General features: G+C 43.1%; 28 protein-coding genes. 7 read left to right on the forward strand and 21 right to left on the reverse strand.

What is annotated here, in order from left to right:
• The 13 genes from lpxA to rpsB form a co-directional block, all read right to left on the reverse strand.
• Positions 1-774: an acyl-ACP--UDP-N-acetylglucosamine O-acyltransferase gene (gene lpxA / locus ACTD55_RS09960; RefSeq protein WP_438864179.1), complete on the reverse strand. Its 774-nt coding sequence runs from the start codon at positions 772-774 to the stop codon at positions 1-3.
• Position 775: 1 nt separating this feature from the next.
• Complete coding sequence (fabZ, locus tag ACTD55_RS09965; protein ID WP_438864180.1) at positions 776-1,222, reverse strand: 3-hydroxyacyl-ACP dehydratase FabZ; 447 nt, start codon at positions 1,220-1,222, stop codon at positions 776-778.
• 31 nt (positions 1,223-1,253) lie between these two features.
• A complete protein-coding gene (lpxD, locus tag ACTD55_RS09970) occupies positions 1,254-2,267 on the reverse strand; it encodes a UDP-3-O-(3-hydroxymyristoyl)glucosamine N-acyltransferase (RefSeq protein ID WP_438864181.1) in 1,014 nt (337 codons plus the stop codon).
• Between the two features lie 6 nt (positions 2,268-2,273).
• Positions 2,274-2,792 (reverse strand): OmpH family outer membrane protein, encoded by a 519-nt coding sequence (locus ACTD55_RS09975; RefSeq protein WP_438864182.1) that lies wholly within the window; start codon positions 2,790-2,792, stop codon positions 2,274-2,276.
• A 35-nt stretch (positions 2,793-2,827) separates the two neighbouring features.
• Positions 2,828-5,293, reverse strand: coding sequence for an outer membrane protein assembly factor BamA (gene bamA, locus ACTD55_RS09980; protein WP_438864183.1), 2,466 nt, complete (start codon positions 5,291-5,293; stop codon positions 2,828-2,830).
• 62 nt (positions 5,294-5,355) lie between these two features.
• The gene (gene rseP / locus ACTD55_RS09985; protein WP_438864184.1) at positions 5,356-6,711 is read right to left on the reverse strand and encodes a sigma E protease regulator RseP; all 1,356 of its coding nucleotides are present in this window, start codon (positions 6,709-6,711) and stop codon (positions 5,356-5,358) included.
• On the reverse strand, positions 6,711-7,892 hold the full coding sequence (gene ispC / locus ACTD55_RS09990) for a 1-deoxy-D-xylulose-5-phosphate reductoisomerase (protein ID WP_438864185.1): 1,182 nt from the start codon (positions 7,890-7,892) through the stop codon (positions 6,711-6,713). Before ispC ends, rseP begins: the two co-directional genes overlap by 1 nt.
• Positions 7,892-8,755 (reverse strand): phosphatidate cytidylyltransferase, encoded by an 864-nt coding sequence (locus ACTD55_RS09995; protein ID WP_438864186.1) that lies wholly within the window; start codon positions 8,753-8,755, stop codon positions 7,892-7,894. Before ACTD55_RS09995 ends, ispC begins: the two co-directional genes overlap by 1 nt.
• Positions 8,749-9,510, reverse strand: coding sequence for a polyprenyl diphosphate synthase (gene uppS, locus ACTD55_RS10000; RefSeq protein ID WP_438864187.1), 762 nt, complete (start codon positions 9,508-9,510; stop codon positions 8,749-8,751). Before uppS ends, ACTD55_RS09995 begins: the two co-directional genes overlap by 7 nt.
• 17 nt (positions 9,511-9,527) lie before the next feature.
• Positions 9,528-10,049 carry a ribosome recycling factor gene (gene frr, locus ACTD55_RS10005; RefSeq protein ID WP_438864218.1) on the reverse strand — a complete coding sequence of 174 codons (522 nt, stop codon included), beginning with the start codon at positions 10,047-10,049 and terminating at the stop codon, positions 9,528-9,530.
• A gap of 28 nt (positions 10,050-10,077) precedes the next feature.
• On the reverse strand, positions 10,078-10,845 hold the full coding sequence (gene pyrH, locus ACTD55_RS10010) for a UMP kinase (RefSeq protein ID WP_438864188.1): 768 nt from the start codon (positions 10,843-10,845) through the stop codon (positions 10,078-10,080).
• 218 nt (positions 10,846-11,063) lie between these two features.
• Complete coding sequence (tsf, locus tag ACTD55_RS10015; protein WP_438864189.1) at positions 11,064-11,936, reverse strand: translation elongation factor Ts; 873 nt, start codon at positions 11,934-11,936, stop codon at positions 11,064-11,066.
• An 81-nt stretch (positions 11,937-12,017) separates the two neighbouring features.
• Positions 12,018-12,746, reverse strand: a complete 729-nt coding sequence (gene rpsB / locus ACTD55_RS10020; RefSeq protein WP_438864190.1) for a 30S ribosomal protein S2 — start codon at positions 12,744-12,746, stop codon at positions 12,018-12,020.
• Positions 12,747-13,036: 290 nt separating this feature from the next.
• On the opposite strand from rpsB, the gene map reads away from it, so the two are divergent.
• From map to dapD, 3 genes are read left to right on the forward strand one after another with little or no spacing between them, the layout of a single operon-like run.
• Entirely contained in the window at positions 13,037-13,828 is a 792-nt protein-coding gene (gene map, locus ACTD55_RS10025) for a type I methionyl aminopeptidase (protein WP_438864191.1), read from the forward strand.
• 20 nt (positions 13,829-13,848) lie between these two features.
• Positions 13,849-16,482, forward strand: coding sequence for a [protein-PII] uridylyltransferase (gene glnD, locus ACTD55_RS10030; protein WP_438864192.1), 2,634 nt, complete (start codon positions 13,849-13,851; stop codon positions 16,480-16,482).
• Positions 16,483-16,485: 3 nt separating this feature from the next.
• Positions 16,486-17,310, forward strand: coding sequence for a 2,3,4,5-tetrahydropyridine-2,6-dicarboxylate N-succinyltransferase (gene dapD / locus ACTD55_RS10035; protein ID WP_438864193.1), 825 nt, complete (start codon positions 16,486-16,488; stop codon positions 17,308-17,310).
• 61 nt (positions 17,311-17,371) lie between these two features.
• On the opposite strand, the gene ACTD55_RS10040 is transcribed toward dapD, so the two are convergent.
• Genes ACTD55_RS10040 through ACTD55_RS10050 form a run of 3 tightly spaced genes read right to left on the reverse strand, consistent with a single transcriptional unit; the run spans position 17,372 to position 18,933 of the window.
• Complete coding sequence (locus tag ACTD55_RS10040; protein ID WP_438864194.1) at positions 17,372-17,818, reverse strand: flavodoxin; 447 nt, start codon at positions 17,816-17,818, stop codon at positions 17,372-17,374.
• A 59-nt stretch (positions 17,819-17,877) separates the two neighbouring features.
• Positions 17,878-18,600 carry a tRNA pseudouridine(65) synthase TruC gene (truC, locus tag ACTD55_RS10045; RefSeq protein ID WP_438864195.1) on the reverse strand — a complete coding sequence of 241 codons (723 nt, stop codon included), beginning with the start codon at positions 18,598-18,600 and terminating at the stop codon, positions 17,878-17,880.
• Between the two features lie 3 nt (positions 18,601-18,603).
• Complete coding sequence (locus ACTD55_RS10050) at positions 18,604-18,933, reverse strand: YqcC family protein (RefSeq protein WP_438864196.1); 330 nt, start codon at positions 18,931-18,933, stop codon at positions 18,604-18,606.
• Between the two features lie 77 nt (positions 18,934-19,010).
• Here ACTD55_RS10050 and ACTD55_RS10055 point away from each other — a divergent pair, with 77 nt between their 5' ends.
• Together ACTD55_RS10055 and ACTD55_RS10060 are read left to right on the forward strand one after the other, a co-directional pair.
• Positions 19,011-20,039 (forward strand): DUF3549 family protein, encoded by a 1,029-nt coding sequence (locus ACTD55_RS10055; RefSeq protein WP_438864197.1) that lies wholly within the window; start codon positions 19,011-19,013, stop codon positions 20,037-20,039.
• Positions 20,036-20,344 carry a DUF3301 domain-containing protein gene (locus ACTD55_RS10060; RefSeq protein ID WP_438864198.1) on the forward strand — a complete coding sequence of 103 codons (309 nt, stop codon included), beginning with the start codon at positions 20,036-20,038 and terminating at the stop codon, positions 20,342-20,344. Before ACTD55_RS10055 ends, ACTD55_RS10060 begins: the two co-directional genes overlap by 4 nt.
• A gap of 591 nt (positions 20,345-20,935) precedes the next feature.
• On the opposite strand, the gene ACTD55_RS10065 is transcribed toward ACTD55_RS10060, so the two are convergent.
• Together ACTD55_RS10065 and ACTD55_RS10070 are read right to left on the reverse strand one after the other, a co-directional pair.
• Complete coding sequence (locus ACTD55_RS10065) at positions 20,936-21,262, reverse strand: Mpo1-like protein (RefSeq protein WP_438864199.1); 327 nt, start codon at positions 21,260-21,262, stop codon at positions 20,936-20,938.
• Positions 21,249-21,899, reverse strand: a complete 651-nt coding sequence (locus tag ACTD55_RS10070) for a GNAT family N-acetyltransferase (RefSeq protein WP_438864200.1) — start codon at positions 21,897-21,899, stop codon at positions 21,249-21,251. Before ACTD55_RS10070 ends, ACTD55_RS10065 begins: the two co-directional genes overlap by 14 nt.
• A 143-nt stretch (positions 21,900-22,042) precedes the next feature.
• Here ACTD55_RS10070 and ACTD55_RS10075 point away from each other — a divergent pair, with 143 nt between their 5' ends.
• The gene (locus ACTD55_RS10075) at positions 22,043-22,273 is read left to right on the forward strand and encodes a DUF2789 domain-containing protein (protein ID WP_438864201.1); all 231 of its coding nucleotides are present in this window, start codon (positions 22,043-22,045) and stop codon (positions 22,271-22,273) included.
• Between the two features lie 38 nt (positions 22,274-22,311).
• Here ACTD55_RS10075 and ACTD55_RS10080 read toward each other — a convergent pair whose 3' ends face one another.
• Positions 22,312-22,674: a DUF3192 domain-containing protein gene (locus ACTD55_RS10080; protein ID WP_438864202.1), complete on the reverse strand. Its 363-nt coding sequence runs from the start codon at positions 22,672-22,674 to the stop codon at positions 22,312-22,314.
• A 125-nt stretch (positions 22,675-22,799) separates the two neighbouring features.
• Here ACTD55_RS10080 and ACTD55_RS10085 point away from each other — a divergent pair, with 125 nt between their 5' ends.
• On the forward strand, positions 22,800-23,132 hold the full coding sequence (locus tag ACTD55_RS10085) for a hypothetical protein (RefSeq protein ID WP_438864203.1): 333 nt from the start codon (positions 22,800-22,802) through the stop codon (positions 23,130-23,132).
• A gap of 92 nt (positions 23,133-23,224) precedes the next feature.
• Here the strand turns inward: ACTD55_RS10085 and ACTD55_RS10090 are convergent, their stop codons facing one another.
• Both ACTD55_RS10090 and galK read right to left on the reverse strand, forming a co-directional pair.
• Positions 23,225-24,802, reverse strand: coding sequence for a sodium/sugar symporter (locus tag ACTD55_RS10090; protein WP_438864204.1), 1,578 nt, complete (start codon positions 24,800-24,802; stop codon positions 23,225-23,227).
• Between the two features lie 39 nt (positions 24,803-24,841).
• Positions 24,842-25,981, reverse strand: a complete 1,140-nt coding sequence (gene galK, locus ACTD55_RS10095; protein WP_438864205.1) for a galactokinase — start codon at positions 25,979-25,981, stop codon at positions 24,842-24,844.
• Between the last annotated feature and the right edge of the window lie 2 nt (positions 25,982-25,983).

Genomic DNA, 25,983 nt, shown 5'->3' on the forward strand with positions numbered 1-25,983 from the left:
TTAACGCAAAATACCGCGATCAGACTGATTGAGAAAATCCACTAACAAGCCAATTTCCGGCGTCTCTGTTAGCATACTATGCAAAATCTCGACAGCTTGCTCAATGGTATTACCTTGACGATAAATCACTTTATAGGCCCGGCGTATTTGCAATATGCTTTGCTTGCTGAAACCTCGGCGTTTTAAACCTTCACTATTAATGCCAAAGGTCGACATGGTTGCCCCACCAGCCATAACAAACGGCGGCAAGTCTTTAACCAATAAGCATCCCGCGGCACAAAAACTGTGAGATCCAATATGACAAAATTGATGAACTCCAGTCATACCACCGATAATCACCCAGTCCCCCACGTGCACATGACCGGCTAGTGTCGCGTTATTGGCAAAAATATTATGATCACCAATCACACAATCATGGGCGACATGAGTGTCGGCCATAAACAGGTTATCACTACCAATTTGAGTAATTCCCTGATCCTGAACCGTACCGCGATGTACCGTACAACCTTCACGAAATACGTTGTTATCGCCAATTTCCAAACGAGTAGGTTCACCGGCATATTTTTTATCTTGGCAATCTTCACCAATAGAACAAAACTGGAAGATATGATTGCCTTGCCCCAGTTGTGTTTGTCCTTTAATCACAACATGGGATTCCACCGTACAGTTGTCACCAAGGGTGACATCTGCGCCAATCAGGCAAAAAGGCCCTATTTGAACGTTTTTACCTAACTGTACAGAAGGATCGACAATGGCGGTTGGGTGTACCGACATATTACATTTTCCTCATTGCACACATAAATTCTGCGCTGCAAGCTTCTCTTCCATCAACACTGGCAACGCCAGCAAACTTCCATATTCCACGACGCTCTTTAATTAAATGCACATCAAGATCCATTCGATCACCCGGTACTACCGGATGTTTGAATCGGGCTTTATCAATACCGGCATATAGATACAATTCATCTTTATTTGCCACAGATTTAAACCCCAAGACACCGGCAGCCTGAGCCAATGCTTCTAGAATCAAGACACCTGGAAAAATAGGCTTACCGGGAAAGTGCCCCATAAAGCAGGGTTCATTAAAGGTAATATTTTTATAGGCTTTAATACTGTGGTTCAATTCAATGTCTGTCACTCTATCCACCAACAGGAAAGGATACCTGTGAGGTAATAAAGCCATGATTTCTTCTATATCCACTTGATTTAAGGGATTTGCCAAGGGAATTTCTCCTTTCACTGACAAAACAAATTTAGGGGTTTGTTTTTTCCAGTGCTTTTATACGCTGATTCATCGAGTCAAGGTTACGCAAGGCTACTGCGTTGCGACGCCACTGTTTATTGGTGGTAGCGGGTATACCAGATGAATAGATCCCGGCCTCTGAAATACCTTTAGTCACCATACTCATTGCAGTAAAGTGGACATTGTCGGCAATTTCTATATGACCATTAATCCCAACTAAACCGGCTATGGTACAGTTACGGCCAATAGTACTACTACCTGCAATCACACTACATGCTGCCATTGCACAATTTTCACGCATGGTCACATTATGAGCAATTTGGCATTGATTATCGATAATCACGCCATTTTCCAGAACAGTATCGTCTATTGCACCACGATCAATGGTTGTACTCGCGCCAATTTCTACTCGATCACCCAGTACGACTCCACCAATTTGCGGTATTTTGATCCATTGACCATTGTCATTGGCATAACCAAATCCATCCGAGCCAATTACTGCACCAGATTGAATTAAACAATCCTGGCCAATAGTTACCCCGTGATATACGGTGACATTAGCCCATAATTTAGACCGTGCACCGATACAACTGTTTTTACCCACAAAACAACCAGGGCCAATTTGTACGTCATCACCAAGTACCACTCCGGATTCAATCACCGCGTGAGCGCCAATCGCCACGTTATTACCTAACTGTACGTCTGACGCAATAACTGCCGTGTTGGCAATGCTATCGGCAGCAGCAGGAGTGGTATCCAACAGCTGCGCTACTTTGGCAAACCCCACATAGGGATTTTCCATCAGCAAGGCGGCACTATGACAATGGGGTAATTCAGATGGATGTAAAATAACCGCACTAGCGGAGCTTTCCGCCAGCTGGCTACGATACTTGGTATTGGCCAAAAAGGAAATCTGACCATCGGTTGCCCGACTCAGTGTAGCAATAGAAGAAATCATCAGTGCACCCTCCCCGTGGAGCTGTGCACCAATATGCTCGGCTAATTTAGCCAGACTGATGGCCATGAATAATTACTTGATTTTGCTTACTTGGTCAGTAATTTGACCTGAAATATCGATACTTTCATTTTTAACGTAAGCCACAGCATTAGCGTTAAGAATTAGATCAAACTTTTCTTTCGCAGCGTAAGAATCGATCGCTTGTTTGATCAGACCCAGGATCTTGTTACGCTCTTCACCTTGGCGACGTTGAATATCTTCCTGTAACGGCTTGGCTTTAGCAGTATATTCGTCACGTAAAGAGACCAGTTTGGTTTGCAGTTCTTTCTTCTCTGCATCGCTCATGGTGGCTTCATCACGTTGTTGCTTTTCAAGGTAATACTTAATGTCTTTTTCCATTCGAGCGACATCTTGTAAAGCGTCTTTAAACTCTTCACGAATGGTACCTTCAACGGCTTGAGTCTGTGGTAACGACTGGAAGACAGCTTGTACATTGACCAGACCGATTTTATCCGCTGCATAGGCCGCAGAACTTAACATAGAAGTGCCTAATACGGCTGCAACAGCCAAGCTTTTAGTTAATGATTTCACTTATTATTACTCCGTTGTTTCTTAATTTACTATTATTAGAATGTTTGACCTACATTGAACGAGAAGAACTTGGTGTCGTCCCCATCCTGTTGTTTTATCACTTTAGCAAAACTAAATATCATCGGTCCCATCGGCGATAGCCATTGCACCGATAATCCAGACGAAGCCCTGAAGCGCGAATAATCACCAAAATCAGGGACCTTGTTTCTTTCGCTAGGTCTTAATTGTGCATATTCATCGATATTAAATTCGGTATCCCACAGGTTACCCGCATCAATAAACAAACTAGTACGCACTGAATTATCAAAGTCAGCTTCTACAAACGGGGTTGGGACAATTAATTCCAAACCAGCTAATGCTAATGCATTACCACCAAATGAACGTTGTGACATGTTAATGCTATCATTTTCAGGTCCTAGCACGATGCTATTACCATTGGGATCTTTGATCGTCGATGGATAACGCAAAATACCTTTAGGTCCAACTGTATTATTCTCAAACCCGCGCAATGAATCACTTCCACCAGTACTGAAGTACTCAAAAAACGGTAGGAACTGATCATGCCCGTCGATTTTTCCATAACCATTACCATAAGACAACTGTAAGCGGCTAAGGAAGGACCAACGCTGATTCTGACTCAACGGGAAATAGAATTTAGTATCAAAATTAACCTTATAGTAGGTTAAATCTGAATTAGGTGTCGTGGCGCTAATCGTGGCACGCTGTGACGAACCGGCCGTAGGAAAAATACCGCGATTCAGTGTCGAGCGATACCAACCAGCGCTTAACTGGAACGTATTAAAGGTTAGGCTTGAATCGGGATTCTCCGGATCGGCAAACACATCGTAGAAGTTACGGATCTGTTCGTAACGTTGCAATTGTGAAACTTCCTGATGCTTGTAAGTTATCCCAAAATTCAATCGATTAAACTGGTTAACCGGATAACCGAAGTTAAGCCCAACCCCATAGGTTTTACTGTTGTACTGAACCAGGTTGGCACTGCCGGCATCAAACTCGGTATAGAACACACTGCCCCCCAAGCTGATCCCGTCAATGGTAAAATACGGGTCCGTATAGGACAGGTTAATACTGCTCTGATAAGAAATGGTATTTAAATTCAGCGCTAACTGGTTACCCGTTCCCAAGAAGTTATTTTGCTGGATCCCTGCCTGCAGACTTAATTTGGTGCGATCACCATAGCCAATACCGGCATTAAATGACCCCGAAGCCTGCTCTTTTACGGTAAAATCAACATCGACTTTGTCATCCTGTCCCGGAATACGGATAGTTTCAAAGTCAGCTTCCTCGACATAGGTCAGGCGTGACATACTGTTTTTACTGGCTTCCAATGCAGTGTTAGATAACCAGCTACCTTCCATTTGCACGACTTCACGGCGGAATACTTCATCAGCAGTAACTTTGTTACCTTTAAAGTTAATCCGGCGTACATAAATACGCTGTCCCGGTTCAACCGATAATCTCAGTTTAACGGTTTTATCTTCATCATTAATTTCAGGAATAGTCGTGACGGTAGGGAAAGCATAACCAAACCGGCCAAGATACTTACTGATAAATTCCTCAGTGTAAGTCACCATCGCCAGGTTATATAGCTGCCCTTCACGCAATGGCATTAACACCTTGATGGCTTCTTCGTTACCTAACAGGTCTCCGGCTAATTCAATTTCAGAAATATGGTACTTCTCACCTTCAGTAATATTAAAGGTGATGTAGATACCGGTTTTATCCGGAGTCATCGCTACTTGTGTGGAATCCATGTTATAGCGCAGATAACCTCGGTCCATGTAATAACTGCGAATGGTTTCCATATCACCAGATAGCTTTTGCTTCTGGTAGCGAGTTTCAGCCATAAAGTCCCACCACGGGGCACCAAACTGTAACTCCATTTGTTCCAATAATTCTTTATCCGGGAAAACATCATTACCAACAAAATTAATTTGTTTTATTTCCGCAGCATCGCCTTCTTCAAAGGCTAATTTAAGATCCACCCTGTTGCGCGGTAAAGGGGTAACGATAGCATCCACTTCAGCATTATATTTACCAATACTGTAATAGAAATCTTTTAAACCATTCTCAATGGAAGTTAAAACCGTTTTATCTAATGGTTCACCGACACGAATATTATTGTCTTCCAGAGACTGATTTAGTTGCTCGTCTTTAATATCATCATTTTCAGAAAAAATGATATTACTGATAGTAGGACGCTCGTGCACCTTGATGATTAGGGTATTGCCATCACGTAACACCTGAATATTTTCAAAGTGAGACGAGGCATATAAGGAACGGATCAACTGGGCAATACGAAACGAGTTCATGCTATCGCCAATCTTCACCGGGATATAAGTTAACGCGGCACCAAGTGCCACACGTTGTAACCCTTCTACACGCATATCATCAACGACAAATTCAGAAGTAGGATTTGCCGAGGCAAGGCTAGCACTGGTGATCAATATTCCGGCTGCAACTAACTGTATAAACTTCATTTGTTATTATTCTTCCAAACTACAAAATTATTAGGAGGCGATCATGAGGCGGCATGCATCAATCATAAACGCGCTATATCATTCATTATTGCCACTGACATCAGCAAAAACAGCAAAGTACCACCTATTCGAAAGCCAATTTCCTGCACTTTCTCCGAAACAGGTCGGCCGGTTATCATCTCAATAACGTAATAAAGCAAATGCCCGCCATCCAACACAGGTAAAGGCAGTAAATTAATAATGCCCAGATTAACACTGATCAATGCGAGAAAACTCAGAAAATATACCAGTCCATAACCTGCACTGGCACCAGCTCCCTGCGCGATAGAGATAGGACCACTTAAGTTTTTTACTGACACATCACCGGTCAGTAATTTACCTATCATATCGACGCTAAGTGTGATTAAACGCCATGTTTTAATCATCCCCTGCCATACAGCATTTAGCGGATCGTATTGCTGATTGAATCGAAAAGATTCTGGCCAAGGTTCCATTTTGGGAACTACCCCCAAATAACCTTGTGTTTCTCCATTTTCCGCAGTACGGCTATCCAGCATTACGTCAATATTCTGGATACTCCCCTGCCTTTCCACGCCAATTGTAACATTCTGACTAGGACGTGCAGCAATATAACTGACTATTTGTACCCAATCATCAACAGGAGTTCCATCTAACGAGATTATTTTGTCATTTTGCAGAATATTTGCACGATTGGCAGCAGAATCCTCAGCAACCCAAGCGATATTAGTGGTCAATTCCGGTCGAAAGGGTACCACTCCCAAACTATCCAGCGCACTTTGCTGTTGCGGATCAAATTGCCAATCTTGAATATCAATCGTTTTTGTCACTTTTGCCTGGTTGCCCACCTCCTGCAAAGTAACTTGCATCGAGGGCTGACCAATATGCGAAACCATTTCCAAATTCACTGATTCCCAATCCCGTGTTGGCTTATCATCAATGGCAATAATTTGCGAAGGTGTCTTAATATTGACGGCAGAAAATAAAGAGTCGGGCTTAATCTGACCAATAACAGGCTTAACGCTCTGTACACCAACCATATACATTAATGTCAGGGCGACAATGGCAAATAAGAAATTGGTAATCGGGCCTGCAGCAATAATAGCAATGCGTTTATAAACCGATTGTCGATTAAACGCATGGGGCAGGTCTTCATCTCTTACATGATCAACCCGCTCATCCAGCATTTTGACATAGCCGCCAAGTGGAATCAGGGCCACCACAAATTCAGTTCCGTACTTGTCTTTAGTGCGCCAAAGTGCTTTACCAAAACCGATAGAAAAACGCTCTACCTTAACTCCACAGCGACGGGCAACCCAAAAATGTCCCCATTCATGGACTGCCACCAGAATTCCCAAAGCAACAATAAAAAAGAATAAACTCCATAAGAACGATAACATCAGGCTACCTCTTGCAAACACTGCTGCGCTTGACGGCGCACCTGTTGATCATAAGCAATCACTTCGTCGATGCTTCGTAAAGATTGCGATGTTACCCGCTGTAAGACTTCATTATTCAGTTTGGCAATGCCGGTAAAGTTAAGTTGGCCCCGCAAAAACGCCGCCACAGCGACTTCATTGGCAGCATTTAATGCAGTACTGGCATACTGGCCTTGACTCGCAGCCTCAATCGCCAATTTCAAATTAGGAAAACGCTGATAATCAGGCTGGCTAAATGAAAAGTTTTGCATATTACTAAAATCGAGTTTTGCCACGCCAGATTCAATACGTTCTGGGTAGCCCATTGCATGGGCGATTGGCGTACGCATATCCGGATTACCCAGCTGTGCCAATACCGAACCGTCATTGTATTGCACCATGGAATGGATCACACTCTGTGGATGAATGACCACATCAACTTGCTGTGGGCTGACTCCAAACAACCAACAAACTTCAATAAATTCGAGCCCCTTGTTCATCATGGTGGCTGAATCTACCGAAATTTTTCGTCCCATATCCCAATTAGGATGAGCACAGGCTTGTTGCGGGGATTTGCTAGCAAGCTCAGCAACAGGAGTCGTCAGAAATGGACCACCTGAGCCGGTTAGTAAAATTTTGTCAATACCACTTTGTTGCGGTTTACCATATTGATAAGTGGCGGGTAAACATTGGAAAATAGCATTATGTTCGCTATCGATGGGCAACAAAATTGCCCCACTACGCTGTACTTCCTGAATAAATAAACTGCCAGACATCACTAACGATTCTTTATTCGCCAACAGGACTTTTTTACCGGCTTTAACCGCCGACAAGGTAGGTAATAAACCGGCAGCGCCAACAATAGCAGCCATCACGCAATCCACATGCGGATGCTCAGCAACATATTGTAATGACTCGGCTCCACTTAACACTTCGGCCGATAACTTGGCTTGTTTGGCTAACTGTTGTGCTTGGACATAATAAGCAGGATCAGTAATTACTAAAAACTTCGGTTGATGGATTATTGCTTGTTGGATCAGGCTTTCGACCTGTTGATGACAAGTTAAAGCATGTACCTGATATTGGTCTGGATGTCGCGCTATCACATCGAGGGTACTTTGGCCGATAGAGCCGGTTGCGCCGAGTACCGTTATGTTTTGCATCAAGCCATCCACATAACGTAAAACAGCGCAAAAATAGGGAAGGCTGCGGTTAAGCTGTCAATCCTGTCTAGAATACCGCCGTGTCCAGGAAGCAAATTACCGCTATCTTTTACCCCCACACAACGCTTAAACATACTTTCATTTAAATCCCCTAACGCCGATACCCCGACGGTAAGAGCACCAATCAAAATATGCGTCCAGATACGGGTAGGATCCACTTGATAATGTAACGCGGCGAAACCAATAATTGCCAGAGAAGACATTACCCCACCCATTAGCCCTTCATAGGTTTTACCCGGCGACACATTAGGGCGAAGTTTATGCTTACCAAATTTAATGCCGATAAAAAAGGCCCCAATATCTGCTGCCCACACAATACCTAATACATAGAAGATGAGCGAAGCCCCGAATAAGGGATCCACGTCGTATAAATACGTACGCAAAGAAACAATTGCCACCCAGGTGGGGATTAAGGTCAGCAGGCCAAAGATTGCCCGTAACAACATATTGCTACGCCAAATGGTTGAATAATTCGGGTAGGCTAAAATCATTAATAATGATAACGCCCACCAACCACCTGCCACGGCAAGAATAATCCGGTAAAGCTGATCCAATTGACCTTGATACCAAATAAGCTCAACGGGAACAAAGCTGGATAAGACTGCGCAAATTGCCACCAGCAAGAAACTGTAAAACGCTTTACCAATACGGTTTTGAATCCCGGCCAGTTGCGCCCACTCCCATGCGCCTAAGCCAACAATTAAGGCAATTGCCACTTCAAAACCCAATAAAGGTAAAAATAAGATGGCACCTAATGCCAATGGCGCTAACAAAAGAGCGGTTATAATACGTTGTCTTAGCACGTTACACCTACTGATGACTCGACTTGCTCACCGGTTAAGCCAAATCGTCGTTGTCTGGATGAAAAAACTTGTACGGCCTGTTGAAAATATTGTTCATTAAAATCCGGCCATAACACATCGGTAAATACCAATTCCGCATAAGCCAATTGCCACAATAAAAAGTTACTGATGCGACAATCACCACCGGTGCGGATAAGTAAATCAACTTCTTCCAAACTCGATAAAGCGGTATGTTGGTCAAACAGACTTTCGTCAATATTATCTAGCGCAAGTTCCCCTGCCTGAACTTTTTCGGCAATTTTTTTACTCGCATTGACGATATCCCAACGACCACCATAATTGGCAGCAATATTTAGCACCAATGAACTATTGCTCTCAGTCAGCTTTTCAGCTTTTTCGATTAACTGCTGCAATTTAGCACCAAACTTGCTGGTATCCCCCACCACACGGAGCCTGACATCATTGCGATTTAACTTTTTTACTTCACTTTTAAGCACAAAAGTGAATAACTCCATTAAAACACTGACTTCTTCTTCGGGACGGTTCCAGTTTTCACTACTAAAAGCAAATAAGGTCAGTGCTTTTATGCCCTGCTCTCTGGCATAACGCACAGAAGCACGCACCGCTTCCACACCAGCTTTATGGCCGAATGTGCGGAGTTTTCCCTGCTGCTTTGCCCAGCGACCATTGCCATCCATAATAATGGCAACATGCTTGGGCATAGAGGAATTAACTGAAGGTAGGGTAGAAGACATAATCGTCAGAAAATAACTTATATTTCCATTAAGTCTTTTTCTTTGACCGCTAACATCTCGTCTATTTTCTTAATATATTCGTCAGTCAGACTTTGTACGTTATCTTCTGCTTTACGGCTATCATCTTCACCGATTTCTTTTTCTTTCAACAATTCTTTAATATCACTGTTAGCATCACGGCGAATATTACGTATCGCCACGCGGCTCTGTTCTGCTTCTGCACGAACGACCTTGATAAGATCTTTACGACGTTCTTCAGTTAATGCAGGTAATGGAACACGAATAACAGTGCCCGCACTCATTGGGTTTAACCCCAAATCTGATTGCATGATGGCTTTTTCAACCGCTTGTGCGGCGCTTTTATCAAATACGGTTAACGCTAAAGTGCGCGAATCTTCAGAAACGATATTGGCTAATTGGTTCAACGGTGTGTCAGCGCCATAATAAGGCACCATAATATTGTCTAATAAACTAGGATGAGCACGACCGGTGCGCACTTTAGCCAACTGGCTTTTCAGTGCACTGATACTTTTTTCCATACGTGCTGACGCATCATTTTGTAAATCATTAATCACTTTTTTGCTCCTTAACTTTTGATTTGGGAAGGCGATCTACATGATCGATCAGGGTACCTTCATCTTCCCCCATCACTACCCGACGCAAGGCGCCAGATTTATTCATATTAAACACCCGAATCGGTAAACCATGATCACGTGCCAAGGTAAAGGCGGCTAAATCCATCACTTTTAATTCTTGTTCCAACACCTGCTGATAGCTCAACTGCTGGTATAATTTGGCGTCAGGATTTTTAGCGGGATCATCATCATACACCCCATCGACTTTAGTGCCTTTTAAAACCGCATCGGCTTCAATTTCAATTCCGCGTAAGCAAGCCGCAGAATCGGTTGTAAAAAATGGATTACCTGTGCCGGCAGAAAAAATAACCACTTTGCCGGATTTTAAGTTGCTAATGGCTTCGGCCCAATTATAGGAGTCACACACGCCATTAAGTGGAATGGCTGACATTAACTTCGCATTCACAAAAGAACGATGTAATGCATCACGCATTGCTAAACCATTCATTACGGTCGCCAACATCCCCATGTGGTCACCCACTACACGATTCATTCCGGCTTTGGCCAATCCTTCGCCACGAAAAATATTTCCGCCCCCGATAACTAACCCAACTTCAACACCAAGTTCAATCAGTTCTTTAATTTCCTGCGCCATCCGATCTAACACTTTAGGATCAATGCCAAACCCTTCGGTTCCCATTAGCGCTTCACCACTAAGTTTTAACAGAATGCGTCGATATGCAGATTTGGGGATATTCATAGAATGGTTCTTCCTTTTATAAACAAACCGCGACAAAAAGCCGCGGTAAGTTTATATGACATTGGCATGACTAAACAGTCATGAATGACATTTATTTGTTAACTATTTTAATGTTTAGTCAGGTATTTGATCACGTCTACTGTGCCTTGCCGCCTATTTACATGTGTAAATAACACGTCCACCACAAATTGCCATCGAAAACCCTCTACAGTAAATAATTATTTTTTGGCTGCTGCCATTTGCGCTTGTACTTCAGCAGCAAAATCTTCAGACTTTTTCTCAATCCCTTCACCCACTTCAAAGCGGATAAAGTTCAATACATCTGCATTTGCTGACTTAAGCAACTGACCAACAGTAGCAGAAGGATCTTTGATAAACGGTTGACCGGTTAAGCTTACTTCGCCAGTAAACTTGCTCATACGACCCGCAACCATTTTCTCAGCGATTTCAGCTGGTTTGCCACTTTGAATAGCAATATCAATCTGAATCGCTTTTTCTTTCTCAACCACTTCAGCCGGCACATTTTCAGGTTTAACATACTGCGGGCTGCTTGCAGCAACATGCATCGCAATATCTTTAGCCAGTTCTTCTGTACCACCGTTAAGGATGGTTAGTACGCCAATACGGCCACCGTGGGTGTAGGCGCCAAGGTTATCACCTTCAACACTGACAACACGACGAACGTTAACGTTTTCACCGATTTTAGCCACTAAATTATCACGTAAAGTCGATACGGTAACACCGTCGATTTCACTGTTATTTAATGCTTCAACATCGTTCAATTTGCTTGCCGCTGCTAATGCAACGATTTTGTCACCAAAAGCCAGGAAGCTTTCGTCACGAGCAACGAAATCAGTTTCACAGTTCAGTTCGATCATAGTCGCAACATTACCGTTAACTTGAGTCAGAATAACGCCTTCAGCCGCAATACGACCGGCTTTTTTAGCCGCTTTTGCCTGACCTGATTTACGCATATTTTCGATCGCGGCTTCAATATCGCCATCGGTTTCTTGTAGTGCTTTTTTACAATCCAGCATACCGGCACCGGTACGCTCACGGAGTTCTTTTACTTGGGCTGCAGTCACTGCCATTTGAATTTCCTCGGAATAAAGATTAGTTAAACGACAGGGGCGATAACGCCCCTGCCGGTTACTCTGAAAATCAGTTAATGATTACTCGGCTTCGACGAAATCGTCTTGTTCAGCCTGAACTTCAATATTCTGTTCACGACCTGTTCCAATTGCATCAGCAGCAGCATTCACGTAAAGCTGAATGGCGCGGATTGCATCATCATTACCTGGAATGATGTAATCAACTGGATCAGGGTTAGAGTTGGTATCAACTACAGAAATAACCGGAATACCCAGATTTCTGGCTTCAGTGATAGCAATATGCTCATGATCAGCATCGATAACAAACAAACAATCAGGCAAACCGCCCATGTTTTTGATACCGCCTAAGCTATTTTCCAATTTGCCCATTTCGCGTTGAAGCATCAACACTTCTTTTTTGGTCAACTTGTCAAAAGTACCGTCTTGAGACTGCTGTTCAAGATCTTTCAAACGCTTAATAGATTGACGAACTGTTTTCCAGTTAGTCAGCATACCGCCTAACCAACGTTTGTTTACATAAAACTGGTCACATTTGATTGCAGCTTCTTTGATCGCTTCACCTGCAGCACGCTTGGTGCCAACAAACAATACTTTACCTTTCTTACTTGCCACACTAGACAGGAAGTCAAGCGCTTCGTTGAACATAGGTACAGTTTGCTCAAGGTTGATGATATGAACTTTGTTACGAGCGCCGAAGATGAAAGGTTTCATTTTCGGGTTCCAGTAACGGGTCTGGTGACCGAAGTGCACGCCGGCTTTCAGCATGTCACGCATTGATACGTTTGCCATTATAATTTCCTCAATTGGGGTTAGGCCTCCATACATCCCGGTTTTCGATCCGCTCAAGTCGGACACCCCGAATACCGTGACGATGTATGTGTGTTATTTAAGTGTTTTGCCTGCCTTTAAATTTGACCTTAAAAACAGCGCGGCGCTTTATACCACGCCAGCCAGCCAGATACAATGAATTATTCAAAATGGGATAGATAAATTTGATCGATAGCAGGGGCTACACCCTACCAAGCAATACTGGTAGAATTCAGCCTTTGAATACACTTATGTAACACAGGAAATGCGTTTTGACCGCAATCATTAAAACCCCTGAAGAAATTGAAAAAATGCGTGTTGCCGGAAAACTGGCCGCTGATGTACTTGGTATGATTGAACCTTATGTCAAAAAAGGCGTAACGACAGATGAACTAAACCAGCTCTGCCATGACTACATCGTCAATGAACAACAGTGTATTCCAGCACCGCTGAATTATGGTCATCCCCCTTTCCCGAAATCCATCTGCACCTCGGTCAATCATGTTATTTGTCACGGTATTCCATCGGATAAAAAACTCAAAGACGGTGATTGTATCAATATCGATGTGACCGTGATCAAAGACGGCTATCACGGTGATACCTCAAAGATGTTTGTAGTGGGTAAACCTTCGATTATGGCCGAACGATTAATTCGGGTGACGCAGGAATGCCTCTATTTGGGCATAAAAATGGTTAAGCCAGGGGCTCGTTTAGGAGATATTGGCCACGCAATCCAGCAACATGCTGAGTCACATCATTATTCCATTGTGCGTGAATATTGTGGACATGGTATTGGTGCCGGTTTCCATGAAGAACCGCAAGTAGTCCATTATGGCCGCCCCGGCACGGGTGAAGTATTGCAAGCAGGCATGTGTTTTACTATCGAACCGATGGTGAACGCTGGTAAACGTCATTCCAAAGTATTACCGGATCAATGGACAGTGGTCACTAAAGATCGCAGTTTAAGCGCCCAATGGGAACATACATTGTTAGTGACTGAAAATGGCTGCGAAATTTTAACCTTGCGCCCAGAAGAAACTATCGAACGGATTATTCAACACTAAACTAGTAGGGATTATCGCCTGTGTCGCTGCAAACTATTTTGCAACAAATTCAACAAATAGACAGTCTGCATGAATTATCCTCTTTTAAGCAATGTAACCAGCAGATTTACCAGTGGTTAGAAGAGGATTTTAGCCACACTGATATTAAAGATATTGTCACAGGTCGAGCCAAAGCCGTCGATGCCATACTAATAAAAGCATGGCAATTACTGGCGTTAAACGACAAAGAACGCATCGCGCTAGTTGCCGTGGGTGGCTATGGTCGTCAACAACTGCAGCCCTATTCCGATGTCGATATACTCATTCTGTCACCTAAAAAACTGTCTGCTGCCAGTCAGGAAAAACTCGGTCAATTTATTACCTTGTTGTGGGACATTGGTCTGGATATTGGCCAATCAGTTCGGACCATCAAAGAATGTGTCAAACTGGCTAAAAATGACATCACTATCGCCACCAACCTGCTTGAGTCGCGAGTACTCGAAGGCTGTCCGGATACTTATCAACAATTACAGGAACAGATTCAGGGCAACAAAATCTGGACCAGTGAAGCTTTCTTTCAGGCTAAGTACGAAGAGCAACGAAATCGTCATATCAAATTTGACGGCACCGCTTATAATCTTGAGCCTAATGTTAAAGAAAACCCAGGCTGTCTGCGGGATATTCAAAGCATTGGCTGGGTGGCGAAAAAGCACTTCAAAGCGCTGACCGGTAAAGAACTGGTAGAACACGGTTATTTTAGTAAACAGGAATTAGAAGAGTTACTTGAATGCCGTGAAAGCCTGTGGCGGATCCGTTGTGCATTGCACTTAATCGCCGGCCGAAGTGAAAATCGATTATTGTTTGATTTTCAGCCCGACGTCGCAGCGTTATTAGGCTATGGAGAAGAAGGCAAAGCATCGGTTGAAAGAATGATGAAATCCTTCTTTCGTATTTCACGCCGGGTCAGCGAATTGAATGACATGCTACTTCAGCATTTCAGACAAGATGTCCTTCATCATAAAGTTAAGCAAGAACAAATACTGACTGCACAATTCAGTGCACTAGATGGGCTGATTTTTGCCCGTCAGGATGATGTGTTTGATAGTCCGGAAAAAATTCTCGAATTCTTTTTAATGTTATCCGACTTTCCCCAAGTCACCGGCATTCACTCCTACACATTACGCTTACTGCGCAATGCCAGACGTCGCTTTCGGAATGAATATTTTAGCGAACGGCCTGCATGTCGAGTGCTGTTTATGCAGTTAGTGCGGCATCCCCAGTTTTTTGCCTTGCCTTGGGATTTAATGCATCAACACGGCATTATGCAAGCCTACTTAAAACAGTGGGATAATATTGTCGGTATGATGCAGTTTGACTTATTTCATGCCTATACCGTGGATGAACATACCCATCGATTAATTAAATTTATCTATCAATATACCCAAGAGAAAGGCAAGCAGGCCTTTCCCCGTTGTAGCCGGATAATGGCCAACCTTGATCACCCTGAAATGCTTTTTATTGCCGCAATTTTCCATGATATTGGCAAGGGTCGTGGCGGGGATCACTCCAAACTGGGTGCTGCGGATGTGGTTGAATTTTGCCAATTGCATGGCATTGATGAACAAAATAGTCAGTTAATTGAATGGTTAGTGGCCAATCACTTACATATGTCCGTCGTGGCTCAACGACGGGATATTTATGATCCTGAAGTGATTGAAGAATTTTCCGGACAAATGCGTAATCAAAATTATCTTAACCATCTTTACGCCCTGACTCTGGCAGACATCCGCGCCACTAATAACAATTTATGGAATGACTGGAAAGCCACCTTGCTGCGCGAGTTGTATCTTATGACCAGCAAAGCACTGGAAAGTGGTCAAACACTCAGTGAAGATTTCCAGCAACGGTTACAAAAACATCGCAATCAAGCATTGCAGTTACTGCAAGATCAGAACATCAGTGCAGAACAAGTCCTGCCATTTTGGCAACGGTTGGATAACAGCTATTTTGTGCGTTTTAAGCCTAAACAGTTAGCTTGGCACGCACAGTCTATTTTGCAGGCTCAGCAATCCACAGATGCTGAGATCACGCTGGTGGCATTGAATGAAGAAACCTCAAGAGCTGGTACTGAAGTCTTAATCTATGCCAAGGATCGAGCCAGTCTATTTGCTCAAGTCGTATCGGTACTCGACAGCCGCAATTGTACCGTTCACGATGCCAACATTATGAGCACCGAAGACGGTTACGTACTGGATACCTTCATTATTCTGGAACAGGACGGCAGCCGAATTAATTCAGCCAGCCGGATGCAAAATTTGCAACAAGCTATTCTGACTCAGCTCAAAAGCACCGGCACCGAACACATTAATAATCGTAAAATGCCCAGACGTATGAAGCATTTAGATGTACCAACTAAAATGCGCTTTTTTAACAATCATGCAAATCATACGTTACTGGACTTAGAGGCTCTCGACGCGCCAGGACTACTGGCCAAAATAAGCCGGGTATTTGTCGATCAAAATTTATCTCTACACATGGCCAAAATCACCACCATAGGTGAACGTGCCGAGGATGTGTTCATCCTGAGCAATGCTCAGGGTGATGCGCTAAATAACCAACAACAACTGGCACTGAAAAAACAACTGACAACAGTGCTGGACGACAACAATGAGTGAAACATGACTGAACTGAAAACTATCATTGAAGCGGCTTTTGAAAATCGCGATCAAATTACCCCTAGCAGTGTAGAACCACAGGTTAAGCAAGCTGTATTAGATGCCATTGAACTACTCAATAATGGCCAAGCAAGAGTAGCGGAAAAAATTGCCGGTGAATGGGTTGTTCATCAATGGTTAAAGAAAGCCGTATTGCTGTCGTTTAGAATTAATGACAATCAGGTTATGGACAGTGCTCCAGAAAAATTTTACGACAAAGTGCCACTAAAGTTCGCCAATTACGATGCCCAGCGCTTTGCTGCAGAAGGGGTTCGTGTTGTTCCACCAGCCACCGTTCGTACCGGCAGTTTTATTGGCCGTAACGTCGTGTTGATGCCTTCTTACGTTAACATTGGCGCTTATGTCGGTGAAGGCAGTATGGTTGATACTTGGGCCACAGTAGGATCCTGTGCGCAAATAGGTAAAAACGTCCACCTGTCTGGTGGTGTCGGCATTGGTGGTGTATTAGAGCCGTTACAAGCTAACCCTACGATTATCGAAGACAATTGCTTTATCGGTGCTCGTTCTGAAATCGTTGAAGGCGTAGTCGTCGAAGAAGGTGCGGTGATTTCAATGGGAGTGTATATCGGCCAAAGCACCCGTATTTTCGACCGCGAAACCGGTGAAGTGCATTATGGCCGAGTGCCAGCTGGATCAGTGGTAGTATCTGGCACATTACCTTCATCCGATGGCAGTTGTAATTTATATGCCGCGATTATCGTTAAAAAAGTCGATGCTAAAACACGTGCCAAAGTGGGTATTAATGCCTTGTTGCGTGGCGCTGAGTAACTAGTCGATTATCAGCAGGCTGGGTTCAAATCATGAGTCCTGCCTGCTCTTCCCCCTATCACTATGACAACTGGCTTACCCATTCTTTCACCCAGGGTAAGGCTTCATTTTCCGGTTCTAACGTTTCACAGGCATCAATTTTAAGTAATGGCATAATGGCTTTCCCCTGCAGTTCTTCGAGTAACGCAAACAACTTTCTACCGGCGCCACAATAAGTTTCACCATAACTGCTGTCACCTAAACCTATCACCCCAAAAGGCTTACCATTTAATAATGGAAATTCGGATTGTAACTGCAAGTAAAAGTCTTCGAAATCTGGCGGTATATCCCCCTGTCCAGTGGTAGAACTGATCACCAACAATGCTTCAGCACGACTAAAATCTTCGATTGACGGTGGATCAATCAATTTAGCCTGATACCCTTGTTCATTGAGCATTGCCTCTACTTGTTCTGCAACAAAAGTCGCGCCTCCATAAACGGAGCCGACAAAAATACTGATACTAGGCATAGTTCTCCTTAATAATTATCCCAAACTCGGGTTAGTAAAATCCTGACTTGCTGATATTTTTACAAATACTGCTGCCATCCCCATGCAGCGACAAGCTGTTGCATATTGTCACTTAGTGTTGCTTCGATAGACATCACTTGCTGACTGATTGGGTGCAATAATGACAGACTTGTACAGCACAATGCCAGTCCGGCAAAGTTGAATTGTTCTTTCACAAAGCGATTTTGTTTGCCATCGCCATGACTGGTATCACCTATAATAGGGTGACGTAAATGTGCCATGTGCCGCCGTAACTGATGTTTTCTGCCCGTTTTGGGGGATAGCTTCATTAGCGAAAAGCGAGCGCTATTGTACCGCCCTACCGGAAAATCCAATTCAATGGTCGCTAATCGCTGGTATTCAGTCACAGCCGATTGTGCCTGCTTATCCTTGTTGGCTTTTTTATCGGCAATTTTGTCCAGCTCCTCTTTTAGAGGGTAATCAAGTATCCCCTCTTCCTGCGCATAACCGCGGACGACTGCCACATAGGTTTTATTAACCCGTTGCTCGGCAAACTCAACATTTAGCAATGTGGCTATTTCCGGGCTTAATCCAAACAGCAATACGCCCGAAGTCGGTCTGTCCAAGCGATGCACTGGATAGACATGCTGACCAATCTGGTCACGTAACAGTTGCATGGCAAATTCAGTAGCATATTTATCCAGCATACTACGATGAACCAATAAGCCTGGCGGTTTATTGATCGCCACCACATATTCATCCTGATATAAAATTTCTAGCATGAGTCAATCTTTTCCTAACAATTCATCGATGGCATGCAATACCCCAAGTAGGTCACCGTTATCAGCTTTACCGGCCCAGCTATATTCTCCCATCGGTAATAAAGCGATTTTTGTTGGCAAGGGCTGTTGATATTCAATCAAATCATACATTTTGGGTAGAAATACAAACTGTAACCATTCATCAAACTCCATCACATCGCAGCAAAAAGGCGCCGTGCTAGTCAGCCGTTGCGGTTCTGGCAATTGGCTGTTCCACAACTGATGATGTTGCATAACTCGTTGTAATTCAGTTAATAACTGATCAATTTGCTGATAATCATTTATTTTGTCCATGCTGTTAGCTTGACCCTTTGCTATAATCGGCGACCCTAAAACTGAGCAAATGTGAAAGATACACAGACTTTATCATCATGCACGATATATCAACCATTAGTGAATTCTTGTTACAGGCCGGCACCCAATATAATGTTTATGATCTCAGCCGTGGGATTAGACCATTATCTAGTCAACAGTTTTTAGATATTGAAGCAGCCCAAATCCCTCACCCATTTCCACGCCAGCAGCATGGATGGTTTGCTATTGTATTTAATAACAAACAATTATCCGACCAGCATTATATCTGGTTTGTAAAACTACCGCTGGATGAATTGGGTAAAGTTATCGACGCCAGTCGATTAGAGTTTCTGCAAATAATTACCAATGCGCTCGGGCAGCAATTGGAAAATGCCCAACGCAGCAATGGTCAGCTACCCGATAATCCCTACAGTTATATTCCCAGCCAGCAGCAGATGGCTGATTTTAATAGTTTGAGTCGTAAAGAGCTTGGGCAGCAACCCAGCCAATATTATTCAGCTGCCAGTGAGTATTTTTCTAATCCGGAGCAACATGACTGGCAACAATTAGCATTACAAGGGATTAGTGATTTTGTGCAATTTACGTCACCTGCCACATTGACAAAGAGGCTAGGTGAACATCTCGACAAGCTTGCCCCATCGGTCATTGTCAGTCTGTTTAGTTCACTGGAAAATTACCCACTCAATAAATCTTTAACCACCTGCATTATTGAATGGGCCAAACAGCATCAGGATGATCCAAGACAAGTTGCACTGGCTTTACGGGCACTGACACTATCTAAATCACATAAAGCGGTAACCGAATATATCGGTCAATTACTCGATCGAGATCAACAAACTCCTTTCGATTTGCTGATTGTCATTGCCGGACGTCATTGGTCTGTATTACAACACCATTCATTGTTGACAGCATTTTTTGAACAGCTCGCCCAATTAAATCAAAACGAACCTGTGTTTACTTCGCTGTTTGCGGATTTAGTACAAATACCGTCAATCAGACCGCAGGTATTAGAGGTATTACGTTTAACCCACAAATCTCCTGCTCTGACACAGGCTGTGGGTCAGTTATTTGAGCAAAAAATATGACCTTCAACCTATTTGATATTTTGCTGTTATTGTTTATTTGCGTAATAGCAGTGCAGTTTTGGCGTATTCGAGCCATCACAGAAAAAGCCAATCAATATATGCTGCAATACTGCGACAAAAATAACTTGCAACTGATCAGCGTATCCCGCAGAAAGACACGTCTGACACTCCATCGTGGTAAAGTGGATTGGTACAACGAGTTTGATTTTGAATTTTCCGGTAATGGTGAAGACAGTTATCGCGGTGAGTTAATTATGACTGGACTGGCAATAAAGTCGACTGACTTACCCGCTTATCGAATATGAGGATGAACTCCCTCATTATGTTCTAAATTCGCCTCGCCCCAGTAGTTAAAATAAAGGCGCAGCCACCTGAGTGATTGCGCCTTTATTTTAATTTTGAGGATCCTTCTCACGCTTCCATTGGCCAGTTACAGCCTAATTCCTGTGCATCATCCATAATAGAGTTATCTGTATTCCCTGACAACTCACTATCCAATGCTCCATGCCAACATCCTTGCTACCAGTCTATCCTGACTATACACCTCATCCTGAGGTAATCCTTATATCCCATTTCCATGATCTTCATCCTGAAGGCGTCCCTTCTATCTCATCCTGAGACTGTCCCTAATTCATCCTTGTGTCATCCTGACTCGTCGTGTTTCCATGTGACGGTTAACAGTCTAGACGCAATCAAGTTATTTATGGCAAGTGGATTAGAAAAAGAATGACAAGAAAGAAGCATTGAACATAAAACAAAAAATAAATATTATTATAAAACAACAAGTTAAATAAAAATTGCTAATATAAAAAGTACTCTGCCACACCTTTTTCCTACAGCATTTGTAAGAAATATCCTACAAAGAAAACCAGCACAATGCCCACTTAACGTTTACGTTAATCTAATTGATCAAGTGGGGTGGGATAACCTAGTGTTGATAAAATTGCATCTTTTAGCATTACCCAATCCCCCAAAAAACTATAAAACGGGTGTTGGAAGGTAGCGGGTTTATTTTTTTCAAAACGAAAATGGCCTACCCAGGCAAAGCCATAACCAATGATAGGTAATGACCAGAACCATTGATAACTGGCGGTCAATAATGCATAAAACACAACAACAATCACTAACGAACTACCAATATAGTGCAATCGGCGGCACACCGGATCTTTATGTTCCTGTAAATAAAACGGATAAAATTCGGCAAAAGAATTAAAGCGCTGCATGTTTTTCTCGCTCCCGAAACATAATATGTCCCTGAATCGCACCAACGGTTAGTTTTTCAATTAATTTATATTTTCCATCATCAAAGAAAGCCAGACATTTATCCACCGTCACAAATACCCCAACCCCTTCACTGTTGGGTTCTTCAAGCATTAATGAATCTATCGCGCCCATTAATATATGACCTAAACCATAATGTTGATAATCAGGGTGTACACCAATAAAAGATAACATATGGAAGGTTTTTGCTGGCATGTGCTGTTGGATCAATTGCTCTTTTTCGACCATCTGTCGTGTGCCCAAAAAGCCTGCAGTTAATAACATTTTTAAACGCCAGTGCCAAAAACGCTGAGGTCCAAAGCCGGTTTCAGGAGCAATCAAGCAAGCCACAGCGAGTAAGCGCTCACCTTCAAATAATCCGATCATCGGTTGTTGAGCCAGCCAAAATGCATTTAGTTCTTCGCGTATCGCCGCTCTGAGTCTGGTTTCATAACCTTCTCTGTCATACTGGAAAATATCTTTGAATAACGGATCATCGTGATAGGCCTGATATAAGATAGAAGCTGCTATCTTCAAATCTTCGGCAACCAGATATATGGCTTTAATGTTGTCGCGAACGGGAGCTAATTCTGCATTCATAGCGGCGCCACCTGTATTATTTATAAGCTATGAATGTACCGCAGAAAATTTCTGTTGTTAACACTTTATTTACACCCTTAATCTTTCTCAGCCACTATACTCAAATCGGTACCTTTAATATTCCAAGCCTATGGGAGTGTATTATGGATATTAATAACCCTTCATTAAAGAATCTGTTTGAACAACTTGGTTTGCCTGGTGATGAGAAATCCATTGATCATTTTATCGAACAACATAAGGGCTTAGCTCAGTCTGTCAAACTGCATCATGCGCCGTTTTGGCAAGGAAGTCAGGCTAAGTTTATCGAAGATGCGCTTAATGAGGACGCCGCGTGGGCAGAGATTATTGATCAGCTAAATAACCGTTTGCGGTAGTGAAAACGCAACTACCGCAATGCAGTGATTAGCGATTATTAGATCGCAGAATAGGCCGTTTCTCCCAGACCAATTAAATTGCCATCTTTAAATACGACTGGAGTACATTCGTCTTTATTGGTTATACCGTCACTTTCCTTACGCTGAGTACGATAAAACAATACCTGAATATTATGCCCTTGCTGCTGATAAAGTTCGTTGAAATCAGCTACTCCCATAATTTTTTTCACCGCATTCACTGACATGCCATTTTCTAATCGGGTGAGCTTATCCCGATTCTGATGCTCAATATCTTGCCAGTCACTATGCCACTTTTCACCATCCCGACCATCTACCGACACAATACAGCCACTCAAGGTTAACGGTAATACTAGTGCAGCTATAAGTAGAGTTTTTTTCATGAGTTCCTCATTAAAATAATTAAAATCGCAAAATAACCAGCAAGAACAAGACCAATTTATATATATTTGATTTATAAAGAAATTTTAAATTTATATAATTGAGCCAACAGGTTATATTAAGCAAAATGACTAACAATTGGTTTATTCGACTATTTATGTCCCCGACTCAACACGATCTGATCCAAATTTGCCAGAAACTCTCTGAACAAGGCCTGCAGCCGTCCGTCGGTTTATTACGTAGCAAGGCTAACTTTCCCGTTTCAATGCCACAGGTCATTAATGTGATTCGTGCATGGAACAATGATCCCAAGGCACTGCTAGCACAAATTAAGTCGGCCCCCCCACAACAAGATAAAAGCAATCAGCCAGAAACGGATTTAGCGGCACGGGTAGGTCAACTCGAACAACAGGTCGCGGCATTAACTCAACAGCTTGCATTGTTAACCGCCACCAAATAGCCGGAATTGACTAACAATAAAAAGGGCCAATCAATTTGGCCCTTCTAACAAACGATTCTGTTAAAACATTAATTCGCTAAGCGGTTTATCGTTTACCACCACGTGGTATACAGCGCGATTAGAATAACAATGATACCTGTGGCTGCAATGTTAAAGCCTTTGGTTGTACTAAACGTAATCTGTTGCAAACTGACGCTGCTGTCATTGTCACTGGCTTTGCCAGCCATAGAGACTAAGTAACAGGTTGCCAGACACAATAAGAACACCACGCCAACTCGATCCATAAAGGGTAAACCAGGCCAGGCAAATTTAAACACTAGCGAAAATACTGCAGAGCCAATAGCAGCCGATAATGCCCCCATCGATGTGGCGCGTTTCCAGAACATGCCCATCACAAAAATCACCACAATGCCGGGCGTAAAGAAACCGGTAAACTCTTGAATATACTGAAATGCCTGATCGAATTTGCCTAACAAGGGCTCGGCTACAAACAGGGCAATAACCAATGAAACCAGCGCGGCAAGACGGCCTACGTGTACATAATGACGCTGATTCTGGTTAGGACGTAAACGGCTATATATATCCATCGTAAAGATAGTTGAAATACTATTGGTCATGGATGCTAAAGAGGAGACAATCGCAGCGACTAACGCAGCAAATACTAACCCTTTAACCCCTACCGGCATTAAGGCCATCATCGACGGATAAGCCTGATCGGGAGCCGTTAAATCAGGATAAAGCACGACTGCAGCAATCCCGGGCAACACCACTATAATCGGCATTAACAGTTTAAGGTAAGCAGCAAAAGCGATGCCTTTTTGCGCTTCTTGTACATTTTTAGCCGCTAAAGCACGTTGAATAATATATTGGTTAAAGCCCCAATAACTAAAGTTCATGATCCACATACCGCCAATCAATACTGAAATACCCGGTAAGCTAATATAATGTTCACTGTCTGGGCTTAGGATCATATCGAAGTGATCTGGCATACGTTCGGTTAAAATGCCGAATCCGGCAATAATGCCCTGCCCGTTTGACACCGCATCTAATGCCAAATAACTCAGGAACAAACCACCGAAGACAAGCAACACCACTTGCAATATGTCAGTATACGCAACCGCTTTTAAGCCACCATAAAGTGAATAAGCAACCGAGAAAACCGCTAAAAAGATCATGCCATAAAGCCAGCTAACCCCGGCAACGGTTTCAATTGCCAAACCGCCTAACCATAGTACCGCGGTCAAATTAACAAAGATGTAAACCACCAGCCAGAATAACGCTAATACGGTTTTTACTTTGCTATCAAAACGCTGTTCCAAATATTGAGGCATGGTAAAAATGCCGTTTTTAAGGAATATGGGTAACATATATTTGCCCACTAAAATCAGCGTGATTGCGGCCATCCATTCGTACGACGCAATTGCTAAGCCGATGGCATACCCTGAACCTGACATGCCAATAATTTGTTCTGCGGAAATATTGGAGGCAATAAGTGATGCACCAATCGCCCACCAGGGTAGGGCTTTACTGGCCAAAAAATAATCTTCGGTGTTCGCACCGCCAACCCGCTCTGAACGGGATATCCACAAGGCCAAGCATAGTAAGCCGACAACGTAAACAACAAATATGCTGCTATCCATTGTGCCTAGCGTAGTTGTAAATTCAGACATAAAGTAAACCTTCTTATTATAGAAATTATCCGTTATTTTTTATCGAAATGCGCCTTGCGCGGCAGTACAGATATAAATATCCGCTTGCAGACCAAAGCGTTTGTAATAGTTATCACTAATCGCCTGCTCAACTTGTGACACCATTGTGCTAGCAACCAGAGCAACAACACAACCACCAAATCCGCCGCCGGTCATACGTACTCCCCCCTGATTACCAATGACCTGTTCGATGATTTCAACTAAGCCATCCATTTCCTTGGTCGTGACTTCAAAGTCATCACGCAAAGATTGATGGGATGCTTTCATTAGCTCACTGAGCGCAGCAATATCGCTATTTTTCAATGCATGTAATGCCCCTATCGTGCGCTCATTTTCAGTAATAACATGGCGCGCACGGCGATATTGCACCTCAGTCAATTCATTCCTAGCCGATTGCAGTTGAGCGAATGTGATGTCACGCAATGCACTTTGCTTAAAGTGCTCTGCCACCTGTTCGCATTGTTGGCGACGTAAATTGTATTCACTATCAACCAGACCACGTTTCACATTGGAGTTAACAATAAGTAATGACATTTGGCTAGGGAGCGGTGCATCTTCAAACGATAGATCCCGACAATCAAGTAACATGGCATGATCCTCCTTGCCCATCGCCGAAATCAGCTGATCCATAATGCCACAGTTACACCCCACAAAAGTATTCTCGGCTTTTTGCCCCACTAAAGCGGCTTTAACACCGTCAATATCTAATTGATATAAACCGGCAAAGGCTTTGACAATTGCCATCTCAAAACTGGCTGAAGAACTTAGGCCTGCACCTTGGGGTACATTTCCACTGACAACCAGATTGGCACCATTTATCTGTGGGTAGCTTGCCAACAATATCTTTAACGTCCCTCTGACATAATTGCTCCACATCATGTCTGCATCGAATTGAATATCATCTAATGAAAATTGACTAATTTGCCGTTCACAATCATGGGCATATACCCGCACTTGCTTATCATCTCGAACAGTTGCCGCAATGCTGGTACCAAAGTTAATCGCTGCGGGTAACACAAAACCATCGTTATAATCGGTATGATCACCAATTAAGTTAACCCGTCCTGGTGCATGAAAAAAATGAGTGGGTGTGGATTTAAATTGTTGCTCAAACAGCTGAATTAAGCGATTTTCAGACATGT

This window comes from Neptunicella sp., from assembly GCF_048268085.1.
Classification (GTDB): domain Bacteria; phylum Pseudomonadota; class Gammaproteobacteria; order Enterobacterales; family Alteromonadaceae; genus Neptunicella.